The 25331-nt window shown below is 67.7% G+C and carries 22 protein-coding genes; 9 read left to right on the plus strand and 13 right to left on the minus strand.

Annotated elements, in window-relative coordinates; genetic code table 11:
• Positions 1 to 11: 11 nt before the first annotated feature.
• Both EAW56_RS07505 and EAW56_RS07510 read left to right on the plus strand, forming a co-directional pair.
• Positions 12 to 704 (plus strand): hypothetical protein, encoded by a 693-nt coding sequence (locus EAW56_RS07505; protein WP_167457411.1) that lies wholly within the window; start codon positions 12 to 14, stop codon positions 702 to 704.
• A gap of 123 nt (positions 705 to 827) precedes the next feature.
• The gene (locus EAW56_RS07510) at positions 828 to 2147 is read left to right on the plus strand and encodes an RNA-binding domain-containing protein (RefSeq protein WP_244213383.1); all 1320 of its coding nucleotides are present in this window, start codon (positions 828 to 830) and stop codon (positions 2145 to 2147) included.
• A gap of 51 nt (positions 2148 to 2198) precedes the next feature.
• Here EAW56_RS07510 and EAW56_RS07515 read toward each other — a convergent pair whose 3' ends face one another.
• The 7 genes from EAW56_RS07515 to EAW56_RS07545 form a co-directional block, all read right to left on the minus strand.
• On the minus strand, positions 2199 to 3380 hold the full coding sequence (locus EAW56_RS07515; protein ID WP_095278654.1) for an N-acetylmuramoyl-L-alanine amidase: 1182 nt from the start codon (positions 3378 to 3380) through the stop codon (positions 2199 to 2201).
• Between the two features lie 102 nt (positions 3381 to 3482).
• Complete coding sequence (gene trxA, locus EAW56_RS07520) at positions 3483 to 3806, minus strand: thioredoxin (protein ID WP_095535540.1); 324 nt, start codon at positions 3804 to 3806, stop codon at positions 3483 to 3485.
• Between the two features lie 145 nt (positions 3807 to 3951).
• Positions 3952 to 4980: a thioredoxin-disulfide reductase gene (gene trxB / locus EAW56_RS07525; protein WP_095535541.1), complete on the minus strand. Its 1029-nt coding sequence runs from the start codon at positions 4978 to 4980 to the stop codon at positions 3952 to 3954.
• 111 nt (positions 4981 to 5091) lie between these two features.
• Positions 5092 to 5646 carry an RNA polymerase sigma factor gene (locus tag EAW56_RS07530; RefSeq protein WP_122085947.1) on the minus strand — a complete coding sequence of 185 codons (555 nt, stop codon included), beginning with the start codon at positions 5644 to 5646 and terminating at the stop codon, positions 5092 to 5094.
• Positions 5647 to 5770: 124 nt separating this feature from the next.
• Positions 5771 to 9469, minus strand: a complete 3699-nt coding sequence (locus EAW56_RS07535) for a murein biosynthesis integral membrane protein MurJ (RefSeq protein WP_122085948.1) — start codon at positions 9467 to 9469, stop codon at positions 5771 to 5773.
• Positions 9470 to 9482: 13 nt separating this feature from the next.
• The gene (locus EAW56_RS07540) at positions 9483 to 12128 is read right to left on the minus strand and encodes a hypothetical protein (protein WP_122085950.1); all 2646 of its coding nucleotides are present in this window, start codon (positions 12126 to 12128) and stop codon (positions 9483 to 9485) included.
• The gene (locus EAW56_RS07545) at positions 12125 to 13120 is read right to left on the minus strand and encodes an NUDIX hydrolase (protein WP_122085951.1); all 996 of its coding nucleotides are present in this window, start codon (positions 13118 to 13120) and stop codon (positions 12125 to 12127) included. The genes EAW56_RS07540 and EAW56_RS07545 overlap by 4 nt, the downstream gene beginning before the upstream one ends.
• A gap of 155 nt (positions 13121 to 13275) precedes the next feature.
• Here EAW56_RS07545 and EAW56_RS07550 point away from each other — a divergent pair, with 155 nt between their 5' ends.
• From EAW56_RS07550 to EAW56_RS07575, 6 genes are all read left to right on the plus strand, one after another.
• Positions 13276 to 14700, plus strand: a complete 1425-nt coding sequence (locus EAW56_RS07550) for a CCA tRNA nucleotidyltransferase (protein ID WP_415528552.1) — start codon at positions 13276 to 13278, stop codon at positions 14698 to 14700.
• Positions 14701 to 14739: 39 nt separating this feature from the next.
• Positions 14740 to 15456, plus strand: a complete 717-nt coding sequence (locus EAW56_RS07555) for an AzlC family ABC transporter permease (RefSeq protein WP_244213384.1) — start codon at positions 14740 to 14742, stop codon at positions 15454 to 15456.
• The gene (locus tag EAW56_RS07560) at positions 15456 to 15794 is read left to right on the plus strand and encodes a branched-chain amino acid transporter permease (protein WP_095535545.1); all 339 of its coding nucleotides are present in this window, start codon (positions 15456 to 15458) and stop codon (positions 15792 to 15794) included. The genes EAW56_RS07555 and EAW56_RS07560 overlap by 1 nt, the downstream gene beginning before the upstream one ends.
• Before the next feature lie 239 nt (positions 15795 to 16033).
• Positions 16034 to 16453, plus strand: a complete 420-nt coding sequence (locus EAW56_RS07565; RefSeq protein WP_095553861.1) for a hypothetical protein — start codon at positions 16034 to 16036, stop codon at positions 16451 to 16453.
• Between the two features lie 319 nt (positions 16454 to 16772).
• Complete coding sequence (locus EAW56_RS07570) at positions 16773 to 17213, plus strand: hypothetical protein (RefSeq protein WP_095553860.1); 441 nt, start codon at positions 16773 to 16775, stop codon at positions 17211 to 17213.
• A 336-nt stretch (positions 17214 to 17549) separates the two neighbouring features.
• Entirely contained in the window at positions 17550 to 18920 is a 1371-nt protein-coding gene (locus EAW56_RS07575; protein ID WP_122085953.1) for an AIPR family protein, read from the plus strand.
• A gap of 5 nt (positions 18921 to 18925) precedes the next feature.
• Here EAW56_RS07575 and EAW56_RS07580 read toward each other — a convergent pair whose 3' ends face one another.
• Both EAW56_RS07580 and EAW56_RS07585 read right to left on the minus strand, forming a co-directional pair.
• Positions 18926 to 19246, minus strand: coding sequence for a hypothetical protein (locus EAW56_RS07580; RefSeq protein ID WP_122085954.1), 321 nt, complete (start codon positions 19244 to 19246; stop codon positions 18926 to 18928).
• 6 nt (positions 19247 to 19252) lie between these two features.
• Entirely contained in the window at positions 19253 to 20227 is a 975-nt protein-coding gene (locus EAW56_RS07585) for a bile acid:sodium symporter family protein (RefSeq protein WP_122085956.1), read from the minus strand.
• A gap of 23 nt (positions 20228 to 20250) precedes the next feature.
• Here EAW56_RS07585 and EAW56_RS07590 point away from each other — a divergent pair, with 23 nt between their 5' ends.
• Positions 20251 to 21351, plus strand: a complete 1101-nt coding sequence (locus EAW56_RS07590; protein WP_167457412.1) for an NADH:flavin oxidoreductase/NADH oxidase — start codon at positions 20251 to 20253, stop codon at positions 21349 to 21351.
• A 79-nt stretch (positions 21352 to 21430) separates the two neighbouring features.
• On the opposite strand, the gene EAW56_RS07595 is transcribed toward EAW56_RS07590, so the two are convergent.
• From EAW56_RS07595 to trpCF, 4 genes are read right to left on the minus strand one after another with little or no spacing between them, the layout of a single operon-like run.
• A complete protein-coding gene (locus EAW56_RS07595) occupies positions 21431 to 21805 on the minus strand; it encodes a Rieske (2Fe-2S) protein (protein ID WP_095278640.1) in 375 nt (124 codons plus the stop codon).
• Positions 21802 to 22659: a tryptophan synthase subunit alpha gene (trpA, locus tag EAW56_RS07600; protein ID WP_122085958.1), complete on the minus strand. Its 858-nt coding sequence runs from the start codon at positions 22657 to 22659 to the stop codon at positions 21802 to 21804. The genes EAW56_RS07595 and trpA overlap by 4 nt, the downstream gene beginning before the upstream one ends.
• A 1-nt stretch (position 22660) precedes the next feature.
• The gene (trpB, locus tag EAW56_RS07605; RefSeq protein ID WP_122085959.1) at positions 22661 to 23908 is read right to left on the minus strand and encodes a tryptophan synthase subunit beta; all 1248 of its coding nucleotides are present in this window, start codon (positions 23906 to 23908) and stop codon (positions 22661 to 22663) included.
• Complete coding sequence (trpCF, locus tag EAW56_RS07610; protein WP_122085961.1) at positions 23901 to 25322, minus strand: bifunctional indole-3-glycerol-phosphate synthase TrpC/phosphoribosylanthranilate isomerase TrpF; 1422 nt, start codon at positions 25320 to 25322, stop codon at positions 23901 to 23903. The genes trpB and trpCF overlap by 8 nt, the downstream gene beginning before the upstream one ends.
• Positions 25323 to 25331: the final 9 nt, after the last annotated feature.

Here is a 25331-nt window from a genome sequence, read left to right on the forward strand (position 1 = left end):
CAGGGGGACGGGTGCCAACGCAACCACGCGCGCAGCTCGTGCCGGTGCACGCCGGCACACTCGCCCGCATCCACCGGCGCGCCGCCGACACCGTCTTCTGGGAGCTCGACCCGCCGAGGTCATCCACGCGCCACGCCGACACCGAGTTCGCCGTCCAGCGCTCTGAGCTGGACAAAGAGGCCTGGCTCATCGCGCGCTGCTACGAGCAGTACCCCATCGGCCACTCCATCGCGGAGGTGAGCGCGGACGAGGGCGCGCTGGCCACCATCCTCTTCTGCCCGCCGGAATTCGCCCCGGGCGCCTCCCGCTTCCCCACCGCACCCATTAGCCAAGACGCATGGGTCATCACGAGCCTGCACATCGACGCCCGAGCCCAGCGCCGCGGTTACGAATCGGTACTCCTCGACGCCACCATCGCCGCCGCCACGAGCGCGGGCGCACAGGCCCTCGAGGTCTTCGGCCTCCACGAGCCCTCCGCGCGGAACTCAACGCTTGACGACGCCACCGCGCAGGCCCACAGCCCCATCGCCCGCCACGCCGCCGCAATCGGTCTGACAGAGGTCCCCATCCTCGAGTCCGCCGGCTTCCGCATCGTAGACGACCACCCGTTGCTGCCCCGCCTCCGGCTCTCGCTTCCGCCTGTATTCGACCTCATGGCGGACCAAGAAATCGCCGACCTGCTAGCAGAAGCGCCGGCCGTCTGATTCCATCACCTCACCGATTCCGCCCACCAGTGTGCCCACATTCCATCATTCAATCATACGGTGCCGGACGAATCGAACTGGCGAATACCAATGATGTAAGCTATCGGCATGCGCGCTGAGGAAATGGCTGATCAAATCGCCCTGGGACAGGGAATGACCAGGGCGTTTGCGCGTCGTAAATCTGCCGCTTTCATCAACGAGCGCCGCGTGATTGAAACGATGGCGTCCATGGCCAACGCCGAGGGCGGCACCCTTTTCATCGGCGTGGATTCGGACGGTTCAATCAGTGGCTGCTATCCCTTCCACGGTGATCGAACCGACCCCGCGCAGCTGGCCATGGCGGTGCGCCGCTACACCAACCCGCCGCTGGAGGTTGACGTAAGCGCCGCGCGGATAGGCGGCGCCGAGGTGATTGCGGTGCGGACCGACGCGCACCCGAGCCCCGTCGCAACCGCGTGGGGCACCTACCGCACGCGGCGCCTCAACGAGCGGGGCGTGGCAGAGGCGGTCGGCATGGACCCGACATATCTGTTCACGCGTTACCGCGATGCAAACGGGGTCGACTGGGCGCTCTCCCCCGCCCGCGGTGCCGCCCCGGACGACATCGACCCGGAGGCGATTGCGAGCTTCCGCGAACTGGCGGCGAGCCACGGCGGCGACGCGCTTGCCGCGCAGCGCTCCGACGAAGCGCTCGTCCGCGCGCTCGGGTTCCGCACCGACGCGGAGCACCCGCTGACGCTCGGCGCCATCGCGCTCTTCGGCCGCACGGAGGCGATCCGTACGCACCTGCCGTACCACCAAATGGTGTTCTCGGACCGTCGGGTCTCGCACCGGACGTCGCGAAGCGTGGCCCCCTTGGCCACGATGCTCAGTGCGCTCACCGAGCACCGCGCCGCGCTCGGCCCCGCGTTTCCGCTGGTGATTAACGCGCTCGTCCACCGCGACTACTCGCTGCCCGCGCCCGTCTACGTGGCGCTGGAGGAAGACTTCACCAGCATCTCAAGCCCCGGCGGCCTGCCGCGCGGAGTGGACGCGGAGGCGCTCGCGGAGGGTCGGCCCGTCTACGCGCCGCGCTCGCTGCACCTGAGCACCGCGGTTTCGCTGACCGGGCTCACACGCGGCGCCGGAACGGGGTACCCGGAGGTCGCGCGGACGCTGTCCGCCGCAGAGCTGGACCCGGTCAGCTTCGCGGGCACCCACGGGCAGGGCGTGACGGTGACGGTGACGCAGCACTCAAGCGCCCCGGTCGCGGTGAAGGGCAATGACGCGATGGCGCTGGGCGCGGTGCAGCGCGCGGGCCGCGCGGGCCTGGCCAGCGGCGACGTCGCCGCCATCACCGGCTTGAGCCAGCAGCAGGCGTACCGCGCGTTGCGCAAGCTTGTCGACGCCTCCCTGATCCGCAAGATCGGCTCGACCCGGACCACCAGGTACTACGCAAAGTAGCCCAGGCGCGGAACCCCGAAACCTTCCCCCGTTATTTTCCCCGGTAGGAACCTACGCGCGCTCTTCGCGCAGCAGGTCCTGGAACGAGTAGCTGCCCGTCGGCTGGTTGTCGGATTCCAGCAGGTAGAGGCGCTTGACGGCCACGACGATGGACTCCGCGATCGCGTCGCGCTGCGCGGGATCCGTGAGCACGGCAAGGTCGCCCGGGTTGCTCAGGTAGCCGGCCACCACTTCCACCGACGGCATGCGCGTCATGCGCAGCATTTCCCAGGTGCGGGCGTGGTTGTGGCAGTTTCGCAGGTTGGTGCGGGCTGCGATCTCGCGCTGGATGTAGCCGGAGAGCGTCTCGCCAGTCATGGAGGAGCTGCCGATCTCGGACCCGAAGTAGAAGGTGGCCACGCCGTTGGCCTTCTCGTTCGGGTAGTGGTCTAGCTGCAGCGAGATCACCAGGTCGGCCTTGAACCCGTTGGCCAGGTCGGCGCGCGCCTTTGCGGACGGGTTGTCGCCGCGGGTGCGGGAGATGATGGTCTCCACGCCCGCGGCAATCATGCGGCCCTCGACGCGCTGCGCCAGGTCCCACACGATCTCTTCTTCGGTGATGGGGCCGTACGGGCCCTGGACGGTCACGCCTGTGTCGGCGCCGCCGAGGGCGGGGTCGATGACCACGCGCTTGCCGGTCAGGTGCGGGCCGGCCTGGCGGACGTGCTCGCGCTCGCGGATGGCGTTGGCGGAGCCGCCGGTGATGCGCCGGCCCAGCAGGCTGAGCGCGTGGAGGGTGTCGGGGCCGCAGAGCCCGTCGTCCTCGAGGCCGGAGTTGAGCTGGTAGGTCATCACCGCTTCGTGGGTGCGGCGGCCGAAGCGGCCGTCGATGCGGTGCGCGTAAAAGCCCAGCTCGTGGAGTTGGGTCTGCAACTGCGCGACGTCGTCGCCCACGAGCTCCTGGCTCGGTTGGTAGCTCAGGACGCGGTTGCCCAGTTTGTACGACGCCTGGCGGAGCTCGCGGAGCGTGAGGTCATCGATGTCGCCGGTGGGCATGATGCCGCGCGACTGCTGGAAGGCTTTGATGGTGTCGGCCAGCGTGGCGTCGAAAAGCATCTCTTCCTGCGAAAACTGGCGGGAGTTCCACTCATCGATGGAGCCCTCGTAGCCGCTGAGCAACCCTAAACGCGCGAGTGTTGAGCGAACCTCAGCAACCCGGGCACTGGAGTCGCCGACGCGGAGAGTTGCACGCACTGGGAGCCTTTCTGACGAAGCGGTTGACACGTATACCTATTACATCCTACGTGGGTGAGGCGGCCGCGCGCGAAGCAGCACGTCGGCACGCCGCGGACCCAGCTAGAGCAGCGGCTCGATGCGGGAAAGGATCTCCTGTTTGGGCCGGTAGTTGGTGAACTCGTCGACCTTTTCACCGTCCTTGTACAGCAAGACGGTGGGGATGCTGAACACCTGGAACATGGCGGTCAGGGTGCGCTCGGTGTCCGCGTCGATCTTGACCACCTTGAGCTTGCCGTCGTACTCGGCGGCGATCTCGTCCAGCACCGGGGCGAGCCGCTGGCAGGGCTGGCACCACTCGGCAGAAAAGTCCACGAGGACGGGCAGCTCCGACTCGATGACCTCGGACTTAAAGGTGTCCTGGGTGACGTCCACTGGTGCGCTCACGGTGCAACTCCTTCACGTGTTCTCGGTTCCGGCTCCCCTAGTCTAGTCGCGCCCGCTAAATCCCCGGCTCGCGCGCCCGCCCAGCGAAGTAACAGAACCATTACAGCTTGCTGGGCCTCGCTTCACGACGCCCACGCGCCACGGCCTACAGCGTATTGAGGTAGTGCTGCGCGTCGATCGCGGCACGGCAGCCGGACCCGGCGGCGGTGATGGCCTGGCGGTAGATGTGGTCGACCACGTCGCCCGCGGCGAAGACGCCCGGGACGCTGGTTTTGGTCGTCGGGTCCTCCACCTGGATGTAGCCGCCCTCGTCAGTAGCGACCTGGCCCTCCAGGAAGGCGGAGCGCGGGTCGTGGCCGATTGCCACGAAGAGCGCGGTGGCGTCCAGGACGGACTCCTCGCCGGTCTGGGTATTGCGGACCTTCAGGCCGCTGACCTTGCCGTCTGCCTCCTGCACCTCGTCGACGACGGTGTTGGTGATGAACTCGATCTTCTCGTTGTCGCGGGCGCGGTCCAGCATGATCTGGGAGGCGCGGAAGTTCTCCGAGCGGTGGATGATGGACACCTTGGAGCCGAAGGTGGTGAGGAAGGTGGCCTCCTCCATCGCGGAATCGCCGCCGCCGACCACGGCGATGTGGTGGTCCTTAAAGAAGAAGCCGTCGCAGGTCGCGCAGGTGGACACGCCGCGGCCGGTGAGCTCCTCCTCGCCCGGGATGCCCAGGTGGCGCGGTGCGGCGCCGGTAGCGAGGATGATTGCGCGGGCCTTGAACTCCTCGCCGTCGACGTAGACCTTCTTCACGTCGCCGGAGAAGTCGACGCGCTCGACCAGCTCGGGGCGCAGCTCCGCGCCGAACTTCTCGGCCTGGGCGCGCATGCTGGACATGAGCTCGGGGCCCATGATGCCGTCCTCAAAACCGGGGAAGTTTTCGACCTCGGTGGTGTTCATGAGCTCGCCGCCGAATTCGTAGCCCTCAAACACCAGCGGGTTAAGCTCCGCGCGGGCCGCGTAGAGGGCGGCGGTGTAGCCGGACGGGCCGGAGCCGACGATGATCACGTCGTGCACCTTCTCATCGCCGCTGCCCTTCGCCGGTGCGGCCTCCGGCTCGCCCTTCTTCTCGGCGGGCGTATCGCCCAGCACGTTCATAGAAAGCAGGTTGAAATCTGGCTTTGTCATGCGTCCTCCGCCTCATCATCGCGATTGTGGTTGTAGCCGTAATCTCGCAACAGTCTACTTGTCCACTCAACGCGCCACGCCCGCGGGAGATTCCCGCAGTTCAGCGCTACGTTAGCCGCGCGCCAGGAGTTGGTTCGCCACTGCGGACCGTGCGCGGGAGCGGCGGGACTTCACCGTTCCGGGCTTGACGCCCAGTTCCTTGGCGGCGTGTTCGACGGAGAGCCCGTGGACGTCGATAAGCAAGAGGGCCCCTCGCTGCGCGCGAGGCAGCGCGGCGACAGCGTTGCGCACGGTCATGTAGGAATCGAGCGCGCGCAACGGGTCGTGGGCGAGGCTGGCGTTGCGGTCCCGGTCGACGGCCTCCTCGTTGTCAATGCTCACTTCGAAGTCCTTGCGCGACGTGCGGCGAAGGTGGTCGATGGCGGCGTTGACCGTCATACGGTGCAGCCACGTCCCCAGCTTGGATTCGCCGCGGTAGCGGTGCAGGTTGCGGTAGGCCTTCAACAGCGCCTCCTGCACGATGTCCTGCGCGTCCTGGTCATTGTGCGTGTGCGTGCGCGCCACGCGGTAGAGCTGCGGGCCGTGCTTGCGCACAATATCCGTAAACGCAGCCGGGTCGCCGGTTGCGTGCGCGCGGACGAGCTCGTGGTCAGTCCGATATGACATGTTTCCCCCAAAATTCCCCCGAATGATGTGTTCCCGCGCACAATTATGCCCGATCCGCCCCCGTTGCGGGGAGGGACCGGGCAATAATATTCAGCGCTTGGGCTCAACGCTTATCGACGCCACGTCACCGCAGCTCCGTGTAGCCAATCACCGAAACCTCTTTGACCTCCACACTGTTCGACTTCTCAAACGCCGGCAGCTGGAGGATGACGCCGCGCAGCTTCACGTCGTCGGTGACGTCGACGCTGTTCTGGCCCGGGTGGAACTTGCCCTCCGCGAGCTTGGGCAGCGACTGCACGTCCAGCGCGCCCTCCTGCTCTGCGGGAAAGTCCGCGGGCACGCCGTAGATCTCGTAGGGGCCGCCGTCGGAGGTGGTGTCAATGAGCATCTGCTCCACGTTGACGGCGCCGGCGGACTCCGGCGGGGCGAGCTTGACGCCCTCGCCGCGGGTGACGGTCGCGCTGGTCGCGCGGTCGCCGTCGACCACCGGCGAGAGGTCGGTGCCTTGCGCTGCGTCCTGCGCCGCGCCGATCGCCGTGGCCTCGAGCGGCCCGATGATCACGGGCAGCCCTGCGGACTCTGTGGCCTCCTGCGCTTCCCGCTCCAGGTTTTCCGCGCCCTGCTCCACCGAGTCTTGCGTGACCGGAGAGTTGATGTCGTTGCCGGAGAACAGCCCGACCAGCGAAGTGGTGAGGATCGCGATGAGGACCACGGCGCCGACCGCGATGGCCGTCAGCAGCGTGACCGTGATCGTGCCGTAGCGGCGCGAACCGAAGCCGCCGGGGACCTCGTCCGGGTCGTGGGTGGTCTCTGCGATCGGCTCGACAAGCTCGTCCTCGGTGGCAGTCTCTTCGGACGCCTCGTTGGCGGACGCCGCGGCGGTGGCGACGACGGTCGAGCCGCCCCGGTTGGCGGAGGTGGGCTTCTCTCCCGGCGCCGGCAGGTTCGCCTCGCGGCGCAGCGCGTCCTCGAGGTCGTGGAAGTCGCTGTTTTCGATCGCGTCGGCGTCGACAAGCGCCCTGGTGCGCTGCGTGATGCCGGCAAGCGCGTCGGAGTTGACGTTGGTGGTGAGCAGCTGGAGCGCGGACGCGAAAGCCTCGGCATCGGCGGGGCCGGACGCATCCGGCAGGACGGCGGGGAACGCGAGGCGGACGTGGCCGTCGGTGTCCACGCGCAGCCGCTGGCGGTTGTCCAGGCCGAGCGGGATGCCCTGCTCGTGGGCGGTGGCCAGCGCCCCGGCGAGCGGCGCCAGCGCGTTGGCCACGGCCTCGGTGTGCAGTGTCTGGCCGCTCTCCGCGACCGCCTTCACCGAGGAGCCCTCGATCCAGTCCGCCACGATGAGGGCGCCGGAGCGGTAGGACAGGATCTCAATGTTGTCGGCGATCGCGGGGTGGCCCAGGCGCGCGAGCTTGCGGGTGCGGCGGGCAACGCCGGCGGCCTGCAGGGCGGCCTCGCGCGGGGTGACCGGCGCCATCGGTGCGGCGCCGGTGGTGTCCACGAAGGTGAGCGCCACGGGTGCGCCGGTGGACAGTTCGCGCGCCTGCCAGAAGCGGGCGCCGGTGGTGGCGCCGTGGTCGCGGATGAGGCGGAAGCGGCCGTCGGACACGTTCGCGCCCGGGACGAGGCGCGGGCCGCGGACCACGCCGGCGGACATCGGCGGCGGGACCGGGCTGGCGTTGAAGGTGTCGGCAACGAGGAACTGGGTGGACACGTCGCGCGGGTCCACCTCGCCGACCTCGATGGCGGCGGTGTCGTCCGGCCGGATGAAGCGGCCCAGGCCCGGGATGCGGGTGAGCGCGCGGCCCAGGTTTTGCACCTCGGGCAGCTTCGAGCGCGAGAGCACCAGGCCGGTGACGATGAGGAAGAGGATGCCCAGGATAGCCACCTCGATGAGGAAGCCCAGCGAGGGCAGGCCGATCAGCGAGCCCAGCGCGCGCGCGACGTTGATGCCGGCGACGTCGCGGACCAGCCAGCGGATGAGGAACGTGACGGCGATGCCGATCAGGCCTGCGCCGGCGGCCCACAGCGAGGTGCGCATGACCGTCGCGGCCTCGAGCGTGCCGAGCTTGCGGCGCAGCAGGAACGCGCCGATGAGCGCGCCGGCGATGAAGCCGAAGCCGTTGGCCGCGCCGAGCAGCACCACGACTGACTGGGTGGAGTCCGCCACCATGGGCGCGAGGTAGCTCAGCACGATCTTCGTGGCGGTAATGCCGGCGATGATCATGGTGGGCGTCCACGCTTCCTCGCGCGCGTAGAACACGCGCAGGTGCAGCATGACGAGCGCGTACGGGATGAGCGTGAACGCGGAGAAGCTAATCGTCAGGCCGAGGGTGCGGGCGGTGTCGCCGTCGAAGTTGCCGTAGGCGAATAGGGCGTGGCCGATGTCCGGGCCCAGCGCCGTCATGAAGACGATGATGGGGATCAGCGCGATGAAGGTTAGCTTGGTGCCCAGGGTGAGGTCGCGCACGACGGCCTCGTCGTCGCCGTCGGCGGCGTTGCGCGACAGGCGCGGCATGATCGCGGTGAGCAGCGTGACGCCGATGATGCCGTAGGGCACCTGCAGCAGCATCCAGTGCTGCTGGTAGATGATCGGCGCGGCCTCGCTCGCGGTCGAGGCGATGCGCGTGGTCACGATGTAGCCCGCCTGGCTGATCGCCACGTACGTGATGATGGCCAGCGCCATGCCGCCGAACTGCTTGAGGCGATCGTCGATGCCCCACAGCGGCCGCAGGTCAATCCGCAGCTTCCGCAGCGCGGGCATCATGATGAGGCACTGCACCACCACGCCGAGCGTCGTGCCCAGGCCCAGCAGCGCGACGTGCGGATTGCTTATCGACGCCGGCGCCGCCGGATTCAAACTCCCCGGCAGCAACATATAGAGCAGGAGCACCGCGATGGAGACCACGTTGTTTGCCACCGGCGCCCACGCACCGGGCCGGAAGTGCTCCTTCGTGTTCAGGATCGCCATGAACAGTGAGAAGAGCCCGTAGAAGAAGATCTGCGGCAGCACCAGGAAGGCGAACGAGGTCGCCTGGACCACGTTGACCTTGCCCTCGTCATCCAGGAAGAGCCGCGTCAGTAGCGGCGCGCACGCGACGGCGAGCACGGTGACCACCGTCATGAGCGTGACGGTGAGGGTGAACAACTGCCGGATGAAGCGGGCGCCGTGGTCCTCGTCTTCCTTTTCGGCGCGCACCAGCACCGGCACCACCAGGGCGGTGAGGACGGAGCCCAGCACGATCTCGGTGATGATGTTGGGCAGGGTGTTGGCCGTGTTGAAGGCGGAGGCGACCGCGGGGCCGAGCGCCGCGCCGATGAGCACGGTGCGGATGAAGCCGGTGACGCGGGAGATGAGGGTGGCCACCGCCATGGAGCCGGTGGCGCGCACGACCGAGGTGTTGCTGGTGCCCTCCTCGCCGTCGCCGGTGTCCGCGGCGCTGGTGCCGCTGTCCTTGTCGGTTTTGGTTGGGGCCTCGAGTGTTGCGGTCGCCGCTGCGGCGCCTGCCCCGGCCCCCGCTGCCCCGGCGGGTGCGTCCAGGTCCTCGTCGTCGATGTCGACGACGTGGATCGTGTCCGTGGAGGCTGCGTCCTTGCTCTCTTTGCTGTCTTTGGCGTTGCCTCCGGGCGCCGCGGACTGCGCGGCGTCGGACTCGCTGCTTTCGCCCTTGGGGCTGGTGGTCAGCATCGATTTGTCGGGCTGGTTCGGGTCCTCTTCCGGGCCCTGAACCTTGGCCGGTGGTTGCGGCACCGGGGCGGGCGGCGCCGGGGTGACGATGCGCCGGCGTAAGCCAGCGGTGCGCTCGGCGTCATCCTGCTGTGTCACGGATGTTCTCCAATCACGGGTTTGGTGGTTCGTCCGGGTTGTGCGGCTGCCTGTTCGGCGGCTGGGTGGGTGGCGCGTGTGGCGGCGGGTCGTTCCCGGTCGCCGCCGGCGCGTGCTCGCCTGAGTTGGGGGCCCGCGAGCGTCGCTTCCGCCCGACCGTGAGCGCGAGCAGCACCGTCACGACGGCGCCGAGCGCGGCGACGAACACCCACCCGCGCACGGCGATCGCCGCGGTGCGCACGGTGATGTCCACGGGCTGCGACATCGGCGCGCCCTTCGGCCCCGCGAGGAACAGCTTCAGGTCGGTCCCCCGCTTCGTCTCCGGCAGGTCCGCCGTCATCTGCACGGTCACGGAGCCCCGCGCGGGAATCCGCATCTCGCGCGGCACGTTGAGCGTCGCGCCCTCGGGCCCGCGGTACTGAATCGACGTTTGCACGGGCAGCGGCATGCCGTTTTGGGCGACGATGAGCAAGGGGCTGCTTGGCGACGTCCGCGTGTACACATTCCCCGGCGGAATCAGCGCAACCGAACGGCGCAGCTCTGTCAGCGTGTCCCGGGAGCCGGCGAGTCGGCCGCTCGTCGCGGCGGCGGCGTCGGAGTATTCGTGCACGCTGCGCCGCTCGCCCGTGCTCAGCGCGGTGATGAGGTCGCGGCGCAGCGGGATCGTGTACCCGTAGCGGGTCAGTGCGATGGAGGAGTCCGGCGCGAGCAGCTCGGTGAGGTCGTTGGTAAACCGCGCCTGCTGCGTGGTGGCCATGATCTCGGAGTCGGTGAACGCACCCGGGTCGGAGTACGGGGTGCCCACGTTCGCGGCGGCCGGAACCTCTGCGGGTGCCTCCAGGTAGGCGTTGAGCGACACGGGCTGCGCCCCGCCGTTGGTCACCAGGTCCGCCACTGTGCCCAGCAGCACCGACGCGGTGTCCGCGTCCCACGTCGCGGGCGGGTTCACCAGCACCGGCTCCGTCGCCGGTTCGCCCTCCCACGTCCACGCCTGCTGCGCAGCGAGGCGGATGGCCGATGCAGCGTTGACGGCGCGCGAGCGGTCGGAGTCCATGGTGTAGTCGAAGCGGGTGACCTCGGGGGCGTAGGACACGGTGGTCGGTGCGGGACCGACGGTGGCGAGCACCGATGCCAAGTCGTCCTGGTACCCCACCGCGAGAACGTTCGGCGCGGCCCACGCGAACCGCTGCGCCGCGGGGCCGTCCCCTTCCGATGTTTCACGTGAAACATCGCCGGCGGGTGACCCGGACTCGATTGTGTTGCCGGGGAGCAGCACGCGCACGGTCTGCACGGGCATGGGCGCCGCGGCGGAGCTGGCGGAGCCGGGCGTGTTCGCCTCCAGGGCGTCGACGCCAGTGTGCTCGGCGGCCGCCTGCGCCGCGAGCGCCTCGGTGCGCTCCCACGCGGCCTGCATCCCCTCCTCGGCGACGGTGGACCGGGAGTGGTCCGCCCACCCGAGGGCCGGGATGCTTTCCCCCTCCAGCGCCGTATTGCCGGGGACGACCGTATTGAGCATCCCCGCGTTGCCCAGGATGCGCTCCAGGACGGTCGGGCCGCGCTCGATCGCCTCGCGCATGAGCCACGGGTCCCCAGTGCGCGCGACGGCGTCGAGGTCGGCGTTCGCCCACGGCAGGGCCACGGTGCAGCTTTGCGCAGAGACCTGCCGGAGTTTTTCCAGGAACGCGGACGCGTCGTCCTGGCCCGGCCCGGGGGTTGGCGACCAATCGTCGTCGTGGGAGCCCCAGGAGTCCCGGAGTCGCTGTGGCTCCTTCACCACCGGCTGGCGCTCCTGCGAGATGACGTAGCCGCGGCTCATCCGGTCGACGGTGTCCACGAGTGCCGGGTCGATGGCGGCGCACGTGGCCTCGCGGACCGCGGGCGTCTGCGTCGCGGCGAGGTAGCCGTCCACGAGCTGGTCCAGCCTTCCGCCGGGCGCGATCTCGGTGGCCAGGGCGTCGGAGGCGAGGACCAGCTGTGGCTCCTCGGGCGCGTCGCCGGTCTCCCCGGGGACGATGTCCACCGGCGCGGCAATTGGGTACAGGGCGGTCATGCCGCCGGGGGCGGCGCCGTCGGCAAGCCCGCGCACCGTGAGGTGGAAGCGCTCGGAGTCGAGCGGGGCGCCGTTGGCGTCGACAAGCACCAGGCTCACGGGGTACGTGCCGAGCGCGCTGAGGCCGAGGGAATCGCTGTGCAGGTCGACGTCGATCTCGGCGGACTCGCCCGCGGCGATGCGCTTATCGACGCTCACGCGCTCCCCCGCCACGCCGTACTCGCCAGTCGCCGCGATCGTGGCCATGCGCTGGTCCGCGACGGATCCGGTCAGCGGGCCGCGGCGGGGCACGATGCTCAGGCCCTTGAGCGTGCGCTCGGACGTATTGGTGACGCGAAGTTTCACGTGAAACGGATCGTGCGCCTGGACCGAGTCTGGTGCCTCGATCGCGGCGAGCCTGGCCAGCGCCCCCTCCCCCTCGCGGACGTTGGGGTTGACCCACTGGTCCGTCACCGACGGGTCGGACGGGTCGGTGGGCACGGGGAGCGTCTCCGACATGCCCGCGGCGGACAGGCCCGGTGCGCCGACGACGAAGAGGGCCGCCGCGCCGAGCGCGCCGACCGCCCGCGCGTGCATGGGTCTGGTGCTCTCGCCGTGGCCGTGGGTCATCGCGGGGTGACCCTTCCGGCCTCAAACTCGGCGCGCGCCAGGTCCGGGAGACGGTCGTACGCCACGCGGGCCAGTTTGCGCTCGTCCGCGTAGGCGAGCCGCTCGATGAGCTCGCTCAGCGGCACCCAGGCCACCTCTGTGACTTCGGGGTCCTCGTCGTTGAGGATGCCGTCGACGTAGCGCAGCAGGTTGTGGTGCACCGTCTTGTGGATGCGCACCCCGTCAGAGACGAACCAGTAATCGATCGTGCCGAGGGTGTCGAAGGCCTCGCCGACGATGCCGGTCTCCTCCCACACCTCGCGCTCCGCGGTGCGCCACTGGTGCTCGCCGTCCTCCACGTGGCCCTTGGGCATGGACCAGAGGAGTCGCCGGCGGCGGTCGAGGCGCCCGATCAGCGCCACGTACAGCTGCGACATGTCGACCTTCTTGGTGTCGGGGTGCACCGCCTCGGCGAGCCCGGACACGACGAGGCCGCCCGCCGACGTCTCGTCGCGCGTGACCATCCCCGAGTTCTCGTGGTGGCTGTAGTGCGATTGCCGACGATTCCCGCCCCGGCCCCGCTTCCGCCGCGCAGCATTCTTGCCGCCCTTGGGGTGCTTGCCCTTGCCGCCCTTGGCGTCGTCCTTCCCGTTGGACTGGTTCTTCGGCTGGTTCTTGGCCTGGCCTCCGCCGCGCCCGCGGTGGCGGCGGCGCCGACTTCCACGGCCCCGGTTGCTGCTGCCGCCGCCGTTCTCGCTTTGCTTGGCCTGGCCGCCCTGCTGGTTGCCCTGGCCCTGGGCGCTCTGGCCGCCCTGGCTCTGCGCGCTCTGGCCCTGGGTGCTCTGGCCACTCTGGCCGCGCGAGCGGCGCCGGCGGCGCCGGCGCCTCGGCCGTCCGCCGTTGGAATCCGCTCCCCTGGCGCCGTCGGCGCCACCGCTACCGCCGGCGCCGTTGGGACGAGCGTCGGTGCGGTTGGGTGTGGAGCCCTGGGAGGGCCGTGTGTTCTCGTTCATCCGCCTTATCGTATCGGTCAGCGGGCCGTTTGTGGTATTTAACAGGCCCTTACGGTCCACGGGAACGGGCAGGTATCGTGTGACGGGTGACTACGCCGAAGACTTACCCTCCCCTGTTCGACCTCCCCGACGCTGACGACCCCAACGCGGCGGCGGTGTTGTTGGCGCGTGCGCAGGGGGGCGTCGATAAGCTTGCCCCATTCTTGACGCCGCTGGCCGCTCGTTTCGCGGAGCGCGGCGAGACCTTATATATGGTCGGCGGGCCGGTGCGCGATGCGATGCTGGGCAAGCTCGGGCACGACCTCGACTTCACCACTTCCGCGCGGCCGGAGGTGACGCAGGAGATCCTTAGCGAGTGGGGCGAAAACACGTGGGACGCGGGCATCGAGTTTGGCACCGTCGCCGCGGTGAAGCACGGCAAGCAGGTCGAGATCACGACGTTCCGCGCCGATCTGTACGACGGCGTGACGCGCAACCCCGAGGTCACCTTCGGCGACACGCTCGAGGGCGACCTGGTCAGGCGCGATTTCGCCTGCAACGCGATGGCGATCGAGCTTTCGCTTGTCGACGCCACCCTCACCCCCACCTTCCACGATCCCGTCGGCGGACTCGACGATCTGCTCGCGCGACGGCTCGACACGCCCCAGGCGCCGGAGATCTCGTTCCGGGACGATCCCCTGCGCATGCTGCGCGCCGCCCGCTTCGTCTCCCAGCTCGGTTTCGAGGTCGCGCCGCGCGTGTTCGACGCGATGAGCGCAATGGCCGGCGAAATCGGCCGCATCACCGTCGAGCGCGTGCAAGCGGAGCTGGACAAGCTCATGCTGGGTGCGCGCCCCTGGGAGGGCATCGATCTGCTCGTGCAGACCGGACTGGCCGACCATGTGCTGCCGGAGATTCCAGCACTGCAGCTGGAGCAGGACGAGCACATGCAGCACAAAGACGTGTACCGCCACTCGCTGACGGTGCTGCGGCAGGCGACCGAGCTGGAGGACGAGGGCCCGGACCTGAAGCTGCGGTGGGCGGCGCTCATGCACGACATTGGCAAGCCGGATACCCGCGCGGCCAAGGAGGGCGGCGGCGTAAGCTTCCACCACCACGAGGTGGTCGGGGCAAAGATGACGCGCAAACGCATGCGGAAGCTGAAGTACCCGAAGCACGTGATCGAGGATGTAGGCCAGCTTGTGTACCTGCACATGCGTTTCCACGGCTTCGGCGAGGGCCAGTGGACCGACTCGGCGGTGCGCCGCTACGTCACCGACGCCGGCGACCTCCTCCCCCGCTTGCACAAACTCGTGCGCGCTGATTGCACCACGAGGAATCCAAAGAAGGCACGCCGCCTGCAGCGCACTTATGATCATTTGGAAGAGCGCATCGCGGACATCGCGGCCAAGGAGGACCTCGCCCGTGTGCGCCCTGACCTTGACGGCAACGAGATCATGCAGATTCTCGGGCTCGAGCCGGGCCCCCAGGTGGGTAAGGCGTGGAAGTACATGAAGGAACTGCGACTCGAGCGCGGCGAGCTCGACCACGACGAGGCGGTCGCGGAACTCAAGGCGTGGTGGGCGTCGCAAAGCGAATAGCGGGCTGACCCGGCCCGCGGGAGGGCAGGTGGAGCAACATTGCATGTTTCACGTGAAACATTGGATGAAGTCCGCGCGGGCATCAAGGACACGTGGCTGGTGGGGCTGGGGTTGATTCCTCTCGGACTTGCCTTCGGTCTGTTGATGACCCAAGCCGGATACGCCTGGTGGTGGACGCCCATCTTCTCAACGGTGATCTACGCCAAATCTCTGGAGTTCCTCGCCATCAACATGGTCGCTGCTGGCATCGGTCCCCTCTCGGCTGCGGTGACCGGGTTCATGGTGAACTTCCGCCACATTTTTTACGGTCTCACCTACCCCCGCCACCTCATCCGCTCGTGGTGGGGCCGCCGCTACCCCGCGTACGCGCTTACCGACGAGACCTACGCCATCGTCTCCGCCCGCGGCCCCAACGCCCCGGTGAGCGGTCCCCGGCTGCTAACCATCCAGGTGGTGTGCCAGCTATTGTGGGTCATCCCCGGGATCATCGGGGCGCTCGCCGGCCAAATCATCCCGCCCGACGTGCAAGGCATGGAGTTCGCGCTCAACGCGCTGTTCATCGTCCTGGCGTACGAGGCCCTGCAGTCTTCCCGGGACTTCGGGGCCGTCGTGCTTGCAATGGGGATGGGCATTCTGGCGATGGTGCTGGTGCCCTCCTCGATGCTCATGGTGTCACTGATTGCGTACTTCCTCCTCTTGCTCGTGCGTTACTGGGTTCCGGCGTTGGACAAGAAACTCACGTGGAGGGTGCGCTAATGGGACTGCCTGTTGGGATTACCGCGTCGATGGTGTGGGCGGTCCTCATCCCAGTCTGTTTCGTCACAGTGGCGTTAAGGGCCCTGCCCTTCTCCTTCCTCAAACTGCTCAAGGGCAGCCCGTTCATTGAGTTCCTCGGGCTCTACATGCCCGTCGGCGTGATGACGGTCCTCGTGGTGTACACGATTGGCGGCGCATCCTATGCCCCGGGCGGGGTTGGCGCTGCCCTGATCGCGAGCGTCGCTACGCTTGCGCTCCACGCTTGGCGACGCTCCCCCGGCCTCTCAATCTTCGCCGGCACACTTTTGTACATGGCCTTGGTGAACCTGGTGTTCTAGGTTCGGCGGTGTGTTGGGGCCGGGGGCCGGTAAATACCGATAGTAAGGCCCCGACAACGCGCTCCTGGGCGGCGAGAACGGTATCCTCATATCGGTATCTGAGCGTGCCACGGGCGTAGCGCCGATACAATCCTCCCCCGATGTCCATAGAACTCTGGACAAATACAGAAACGTAGCGGTACCCTTGCCCGCAATGCCGACCAAAGGCATGGAATGTGAACCGACACAAGGAGTATCTGATGAAGCGCACCATTGCTGCGGGACTCGCTACCGCTACCGCCCTCTCCCTCACCGCTGTTCCGGCGCAGGCTGCGGAAGATTCGAACGAATTCATCGAGGGTGTGCGCGAAGCCGTCGAAGGACCGAAGGGCGTTGTGGAGGATACTCTTCAGGGCGCTGAAGAGGGTGCTCGACAGGGTGTTCAAAAGCGCAAGCTCGACAAGAAGCTCGAGGATGAGGGTTACGGCGCTGCCCCGAAGACCGACGGTGCGAAGGACATGATCGTCGGATCCGTAGAGCAGGGCTCCAGTGCCGATCAGGCGTACCAGGCTACGCAGGCGGGCTGGATCCTCACTTGGGTCGCTGTCGCAGCCGCTGGCCTTGGTGCCATCGGCTTCGTTGCCAACCAGGCGGGTCTGCTGCCGAACATGCCGTTCTAGTCGCAGCTTTGCCCTAATTTCCGGGCAGCTCATTCGCACCCCCAGCTAGAGGCTCGTTGAAGTCTCGGTGGCTGGGGGTTTTGCGTGGGTCGGTGTCATCTGTGGGCACGAGGCAGTACCCCCGAAGTAACGAAAAGTATTTATGAAAATAGAGACAAACGGGGTAACGCTTCGCGCAACCGCTTCGATACGTCAAATAGTAAGCAGCTGCCAAAGGTTTTTCTGGCAAATGCTTGCGCACCTTGAACAGAACGTTCTCGGTTTAACCCTCATCGAGGTGCGACCCCGCCCCTCGACCCCTACGAGAGAGGAACTTCCCATGAAGCGCTCCGCATCCGCTGCACTCGCAGCAGTAACCGCACTGTCCCTCGCCGTCGCTCCGGCGTACGCGCAGGATGACGCCAACGGCCCGAAGGAGGATCAGGGAGCCTCTTCTTCCCAGGCTGAGGGCAAAGATGGGGAGAAGACCGGCTCCTCCGACATCACCGATGAGGCCGCAAAGAACTACTTCGAGGCCAACAAGGACAAGGCCACCGGCATCGTCAAGGCGTCTACCGAAGGCAAGGAGGGCGAGTTCAAGGATTTGAACGACGCATTCCTGTCCTCCATCAAGAGCGACGCGTCCAACGATTGGGCACCTGGCAAGACCGCCAACATCCTGCTCGGCACCGGCATCGGCGCGCTCGTGCTCGGCATCCTGGCTGCCGTCGCTGCAAGCGGCGCAGTTCCGGGCCTGGGCAACATAAAGCTCCCGTTCTAAGCTCGAGCGCCTCGTACCGAGGTAGCTTTACGCCCCCGGGCCAACTGTGTGTGCAGTCGGTCTCGGGGGCGTTGTTGTGTCAGTGCCACCGGAACAAAAGCAGCTGTCTCTAATGTGCGACGTATATCACTAAATAGAAGGTTGCGTTCCTAACCCGGAGCACTTATGCTCGGTACCAGTGGTTGATACAAGGTCGCCACGTCGACAACGTGAACTGCCCTGGACAGGGCGGTGGGCTGAACTTGGCCGGACGGCCAGGTGGATTCCGGAACCTCTGGGGTCGGTGCATACGCATCCAGTCGTGTGTCGAACACCCCAACAGGAAAGGAATCCACCATGTCCGTACCCACGCAAGACAAAACCGTCACCTTCAAGGTCGAGCTGCGCAATGACGCCAACGTCGGCCCGCTCTACCGCATCAGCGGCGCGGTGAAGATCAAGAATCTGGTCGACCTCATCAGCATCGAGGATCTGACGGCAAACCCCCGTCGTCCGAAGCGCACGACGATCACTGAGGACATCATGCAGACGATCCAGACCGCGCCGGAGATGCTTCCCTTCTACTCCAAAGGCATCCTGATCGGATCCTCGGACGTGGTCGAGCGCGATCGCGACCGCTTCCAGCTCCACTTCGCCGACCCGGACCGCGAAGGCGTCCTCGACGGCGGCCACAACCTGATGGCTATCGCGCTGGTACTCCTCGGCGAGGTCGGCGTGAGCGAGAAGGCGCTGCGGAAGGTGAAGTTCTGGGACCAGCTCAAGGAAGCCTGGGCTGAGAACACGACTGCGCTCAAGGCGCTGCGCCAGGACACCTCCCCCACCCTCGACGCGCTCGTCCCGCTCGAGATCATCGCTCCCCTCGCGGGCCCGGAGGCCGGCGACGGCCTCGCCGAGTTCAACAACCTCATCATGGGCATCTGCGCGAACCGCAACCAGAACGCGCAGTTGGCCGCCGACGCGATCGCGAACAAGAGCGGCGTCTTCGACTTCCTCAAGGAGTCCATGCCCGCCGAGCTGGCCGACCAGGTCACGTGGAGCACCAACGACAACAAGCGGATTGACCCCCGCATGCTCGTCTCGCTGCTGTGGGTGTCGCTGGGCAAGGTGCCGACGCTTGGCAACTACGGCATCAAACCCATCACGCCAACCTCCGCGTACTCCAGCAAGGCGGCCTCGCTGCAGCGATTCACCGACCTGGTCGAGGCGGACGGTGCGGCCGAGAAGACAGACGACGGGAAGAGCTACGTGGTGCTCGATGGCTACATCGCGTCGGCCTTCGAGATGATCGTTGACATCCTCAATTGCTACGACTACATCTACACCGGCTTCAAGGACGCCTATAACGAGAACGGTGGGTCTTTCGGTCGCATCGGCGCGGTGAAGAAGACGTCGAAGGGCGCGAACCGCACCTTGGTCACCAACCAGCTTGTCGAGCACGAGGTGCCGCCGGCCGGCTACCTCATCCCGCTCCTGTTCAGCATTCAGGCGCTGATCAAAGACGACGCCGAGGCCGGACGCCTCACCTGGCACAAGCCGCCGCTGGAGTTCCTGCAGGCGCCGGGCAACCTGACCAAGCTCGTCGGCGCGCTGAAGCCGATCATTGAAATGGCGAATTGGAACCCGCAGACCGTCGGCAAGAACTCAGCCTCATACGAGGTCACCTACGCCAAGCTCAGGGAGCTGCTTTTCGACGACCTGCTCGGGTAGCTCCCCTACCCGATCTCCGGGAACTTCACCTTCGCCTCGCCCCAGAGCCCCTCGAACTCCATCCGGGTCAGGCGGGTGGAGGTGATGCCCTCCAGCGCGTCGTAGGAGTCGGGGTGCGGGACCGCGCCCATCGGCTCGTTCGCCTGGCCGATGACGCGCCCCTCCGCGTACACGCCGGTGATGGTCTCGTTCGGGTCGAGCTCGATCATGCGGACCATGGTGCAGCGGTCGCTCGAGATCTCCTCCAGCTCCGCAATGTTGAGCAGCTCTCCCCCGAGCTCCGGGACCTGGTAGTGGATGCGCACGTAATGTTTCACGTGAAACATCTCCTTCTAGTGTTGCGATTCGTCTGCACCAGCGTAACGCGAGACGTACGAGGAGCAGATCACCAGCTGCGTCATGTGATAGATCATGAGCGGAATTATGAGGGTGCCCAGGGTCGCCCCGACAAACATCACCGAGGCCATGGGCAGGCCCGTAGCCAACGACTTCTGCGTCCCGCACTGCTGGATGGCCACGGTGTCCGCGCGGTTGAACCCGAGCTTGCCCGGCACCCAGCCCGTCACCCACAGCATCGCCACGACGAGGGCCGCCGCAAGCACGATGAGAAACAGAATCTGCCACAGCGGCAGCTGTGTCCACACTCCGGCGACAACGCCCTGGGAGAACGCCGAGTAGACGACCATCCAGATTGACCCTCGGTCCACGATCTTGGTCGTCTTAGACGCGGCAATCTCGCGGACCGGGGGCAGGAAGTTGTGGGCCAATTGGCCGAGGAGGAACGGGAGGAGGAGTTGGATGGAGATGTCGAGGAAGACGGAGGCGTCGATAAGCACTCCCCCGCTCGAGCGCATGAGCAGCATGGCGAGGAGCGGGGTGGCGACCACGCCGACGAGCGATGAGAGGCTCGCGGCGACGACCGCGCCGCTGACGTTGCCGCGCGCGATGCCGGTGAGCGCGACGGAGGATTGGACTGTCGACGGGACGAGCGTGAGAAAGAGGATGCCCTGGTAGAGCTCCGGCGAGACGACCGCGGACAGCGGGCGAAGGAGAATGCCGATGAGCGGGTACACGACGAACGTGCACGCGAGGATGGCTGCATGAAGCCTCCAGTGGGTCAGGCCGTTGAGGGCCTCGCGGGTGGAGAGGCGCGCGCCGTAGAGGAAGAAGAGGAGCGCGATCGCGAGCTTGACCGCGACGCTGAATCCGTCGGCGAATGCGCCCCGCGCGGGCAGGACGAACGCGATGAGGGCCGAGACGATGATGCCGGCGACCAGGGGGTCGATGCGGGTGAGGAAGTTTGGCATGGTTGAAGTCTATGCTGGGGCGCATGCGATTGAGCGACACATTGACACTCCGCGACCTGGAAATCCGCAACCGCATTTGGCTGCCGCCGATGTGCCAATACCAGGCGAGCGGGCGCGACGGCATCCCGCGGTCCTGGCACATGGTGCACTACGGAGCGCGCGCCGCAGGCGGCTTCGGGCTCATCATCGCGGAAGCCTCCGGCGTGGTACCCGAGGGGCGCATCTCCCCGTTCTGCGCGGGTATTTGGTCTGACGAGCACGCGAAGGCCTGGGCGCCGATCGTGGACTTCGTGCACGAGATGGGCGCGGCGATGGGTATCCAGCTGGGCCACGCGGGCCGGAAGGCGTCGACCTACCCCATGCTGCCCGACAACAAGGGTCGCGGGACGGTGCCGCCGGAGGAGGGTGGCTGGGAAACGCTCGGCCCGAGCGCGATCGCTGCGGACGGGCAGGCCGTCCCCCGCGCGATGACGCTGGAGGAAATTCGCGCCGTGCCCGGCCAGTTCACCCAGGCCGCGAAGCACGCTGTTGACGCCGGGTTCGACCTCGTGGAGATCCACGGCGCGCACGGTTACCTGCTCCACCAGTTCCTCTCCCCGATGTCCAACGAGCGCGACGACGAGTACGGCGGCGACTTCGACGGCCGCACCCGCCTCCTGCGGGAGGTCGTCGACGCCGTCCGCGCGGCCATCCCCGAGGGCATGCCGCTGCTCGTGCGCCTCTCCGCCACCGACTGGGTCGAGCCCGACGGCTGGCGCGCGGCGGACTCGGAGCGCCTCGCTCCCCTGCTCGCCGAGGCAGGCGTGGACCTCATCGACGTCTCCACCGGCGGCAACGTCCCGGCCGACATCCCCGCTGCGCCCGGGTACCAGGTCGACTTCGCCCGCCGCGTCCGCGAGGCCTCCGGACTCCCCACCGCCGCGGTGGGCATGCTTGTCGACGCCACCCAGACCCAAGCCATCCTCGACCGCGAAGAGGCTGACGCGGTCCTCATCGGTCGCGCGGCGTTGCGCAATGCCGGGTGGGCCATCGACGCGCTGCGGGAACTCGGTGCGGTGCCGGCGGAACTGCCGTACCCGGATTCGTACTTCCGCGGATGGGACCGCGCGGCGCTGCAGGAGTAGGTGCGGCGCGATAGTTGTGACCCCCAACGATTGGAATGCCAACCATTGGGGGTAGCCGTAATGGAGTATCTGGGTGAAGCTAGACCTGGCCGTCGGTCGCGACGAGGTTTTCCCCCTGATCCTCCAACGGCACTTCTCGCAGCCCCGCGACGGAGGGGCCGGACACCTTCTCACCCGTGGCGGTATTGAACACGGAGCCGTGCGCGGTGCACTTCACGTTCTCGCCCTCGACGACGGTGATCTTCTGCTGCTGGTGTGGGCAGACCGAGGAGTAGGCGACGTACTCGCCGGCGGTCGGCTGGGCGATGATGAAGTGGTCGAGGATGACCGAGCTGCCGACGGGGACCGCGGTCTTGGCTACCTCCTCGCTCGGGGGCTCGCCGCAGGCGGCGAGGAACGCGCCGGCGAAGGTGGTGGCAGTGCCGAGGAGGAAGAGGCGTCGTGAACAAGTCATGCCTTTATCGTAGCCTCTTTCATCTGTGCGACGTAGGCGGACAGTTCCCCGGTGAGCGCGTCCATGTCCGTAATCCGCGCCGGCTCGGGGTGCGTGTGCGCTGTGTACTTGGCCACGATGTTGGCGATGGCGGAGCCGGTAATCGCGCCTGCCGCCCCGGCCGCGATCGCGTCGGCGACGTGCTGCGGGGTTGAGATGCCGAAGCCAAGCAGCACCGGCGCCCCGCCGTACGACTGCACGTTGTCCACCACCTCGCGCAGACCCTCCACCGACGCGGCCTTGTCGGCCCCCGTCACGCCGTCGCGGGAGATGGCGTAGATGTAGCCGCGGGAGTGCGCCGCCACCCCCTCGAGCGTCTGCGCGCTCGCCTTTGCGGGTGCGATGTAGATCGGGCAGATGCCCGCCGCCTCCGCCGCCGCGCTGAACGCTGCCGACTCGCGCACGGGCACGTCGGGCAGGAGCACGCTGTCCGCTCCCGCATCGCGGAACGCCGCGTAGAACTCGTCCAACCCGCGCACGTAGGCGACGTTGGCGTAGATGAGCATGCCGATGGGGAGATCCGGGTAGCGCTCGCGGATGGTCCGCACCTGCGCGAGAGTCTTATCGACGCTCGCGCCTCCGTCCAGCGCACGCACATGGGCCGCCTGGATCGCGGGCCCGTCCGCGACCGGGTCGGAGAACGGAACGCCGAGTTCGAGGGCGTCGGCTCCGGCGGTCACGACGGCGTCGATAATGCGCAGCGCGTCCTCGGGGGTGGGGTCGGACAGCATGACGAAGGGGACGAATGCCCCCTCGCCTTTCGCCCGCAGTGCCGCGAACGTTGAATCGTAACGTGACGTAGTAGGGGTCGGCATCTTAGTTGGTCTCCTTCCGTGCAATTACCCAGTCCGGGTGGTCCTCCAGGGTCGCGCGAACGTGCGCGACGTCCTTGTCTCCGCGGCCCGAGAGCGACACGAGGATGGTCAGGGGCTCTGCATCGCGCGGGTGCGAGGCTGCGCGGTCGAGCGCGTACGCGAGCGCGTGCGAGGACTCGAGGGCCGGGATGATGCCCTCGTACCGGGACAGCATCTGGAACGCGCGCAGCGCCGCCTCATCGGTGACGGGGACGTACCGGGCGCGCCCTGACTTAGCCAGGTGTGCGTGCTCGGGGCCAACGGCCGGGTAGTCAAGCCCGGCGGAGATGGAGTAGGACTCCTCCACCTGCCCGTCGGCGTCGCGCATGAGGTAGGAGCGCGTGCCGTGGAGGATACCTACGGTGCCGGCCGCGATCGCGGCCCCGTGCTTGCCCACGCCGACACCCTCTCCCCCGGGCTCCACGCCAATGAGCTCGACGCCGGGCTCGTCGATGAAGTCGGCGAACATGCCGATCGCGTTCGAGCCGCCGCCGACGCAGGCGCACACCACATCCGGCAGCGCGCCCACGCGCTGCTGCATCTGCGCCTTCGCCTCGGCGGAGATGACGCGGTGGAACTCCTTCACAATCTTGGGGAACGGGTGCGGGCCCGCCGCCGTGCCGAGCAGGTAGTGGGACTCGTGGAAGGTGGCGGTCCAGTCGCGGAGCGCCTCGTTCACCGCATCCTTGAGCGTGCCGGCGCCCGTGTCCACGCCGATGACTTCCGCGCCCATGAGCCGCATCCTGTAGACGTTGGGCTCCTGGCGGGCCATGTCGACCTTTCCCATGTAGATCACGCAGTCCAGGCCCAGGAGCGCGCACGCGAGCGCCGTCGCGGTGCCGTGCTGGCCGGCGCCGGTCTCCGCGATGATGCGGGTCTTGCCCATCTTCTTGGCCAGGAGCGCCTGGCCGATCACCTGGTTTGTCTTGTGCGCGCCGCCGTGGACGAGGTCCTCGCGCTTGAGAAAGATCCGCGCGTTGGCGCCATCGAGCGGCAGGTTCCGGCACTCGGTGAGCGGCGTGGGGCGGCCGAGGTAGTCGCGGAGCAGGCCTCGGTATTCGGCCATGAACTCTTCGTCCTCCCACGCGTCGACGAAGGCGCGCTCGAGCTGGTCAAGCGCGGGGAGGAGCGACTCCGGTACGTACTGGCCGCCGAACTCGCCGTAGTAGGCTGGCAGGATCGTGCTGCCGCCGTGGATATAATCACTCATTGCTCGTCCTTGGGTAGTGGTAATTGCCAATGATGTTGAATGCGCGCCGCAGCGCCGCTGCGTCCTTCCGCCCGGCCCACGCGCCGGCGCCCGCCGGGTACTCCACCCCGGAGTTCAGGTCCACGCCCGTGCAGCCGACGCTGAGCGCATCCTCGAGGTTGCCGGGGTGGAGGCCGCCGGCGAGCAGCGCGTCGCTGCGTACCTCGTCCGGGATGTCGCCCCAGCGGAAGGTCTCGCCAGAGCCCCCGTCGCGCGCGTCGAGCACAAGCTTGTCCGCGCTCCCCTGCAGCCCAAGCGCGACCCCGCCCCCATCACCGGCGCTCATGGAAACCGCGCGCCACACTTCGATGCTGGCGCCGACCTCCCCGCGGACGCGGCCGACGAGGTCGCGCTCCGCCTCGATCGACCCTTGGAAGGGCGCGTGGACCTGGACGGCGGCGATGCCGGGCTGGATGAGGTCGCCGTACCCGGAGGTCCGCCGCGACACGGCCACGTACTTCAAGCCCGGCTCGTGCGCGATAATGTCAGCCGATGTTTCACGTGAAACATTGCGGGGGCTCGTCTGCTCGAAGATGAGGCCGCCGTAGACGGCGCCCGCTGCCTTGGCCGCCTGCGCCGCCGACCAGGAGGTGAGGCCGCAGACCTTGTTCGGCCCGTACACCAGCTCGCGGGCAGCGAGGTCGACGTCCGGCTGGCCTGTCAGCTGCGAACCGACGAGGAAGCCGTCGGAGTGCGCGCCGAGCTGGCGCACGGTCTCGACGTCGCGGATGCCCGACTCGGCAACCACCGCCGCCCCCTCGGGCGCGAGCGTGGCCAGCCGGGCCGAGCGCGTGAGGTCGATGGATAGGTCGTGGAGGTTCCTGTGGTTGACGCCGAAGATGCGCGCCCCGAGCCGGGTGGCGCGCGCCGCTTCCTCCTCGTCGATCACCTCGGTGAGGACGTCCATCCCAAGCGAGTCCGCGAGCGCGGACAATCGGGCGTAGGTGGCGTCGTCCAACACTGAAAGCATGAGGAGGATGGCGTCCGCGCCGTAGTAGCGAGCGGCGTAGACCTGGACGTCGTCGATGATGAAGTCCTTGCACAACACCGGGAGGTGGGTGCTCGACGCCACCGTCGCCAGGTGGTCGTAGTCCCCGCCGAAGCGGTCCGGCTCGCACAGCACCGAGATGCCGGCGGCGTACCGGGAGTAGATGCGCGCGATAGCGCCTGGCTCGTAGTGGTCGCGGATCAGGCCCAGCGAGGGCGAGGAGGACTTGCACTCCATGATGAAGCTCGTCCCCTCCCGCTTGAGGTTGTCGTAGAGGGAGCGCTCCGATTTGGGTAACGTGCCGAAATCGACGTGGCCGACCCGCTGCCGGATTTCGTCAAGGTGACCCTTTCGCCCCTCGACAATATCCTCTAGCACCGTGGGCATCCCGGCAGG

Origin of the sequence: Corynebacterium gottingense, assembly GCF_003693265.1 — a bacterium.
GTDB lineage: Bacteria > Actinomycetota > Actinomycetes > Mycobacteriales > Mycobacteriaceae > Corynebacterium > Corynebacterium gottingense.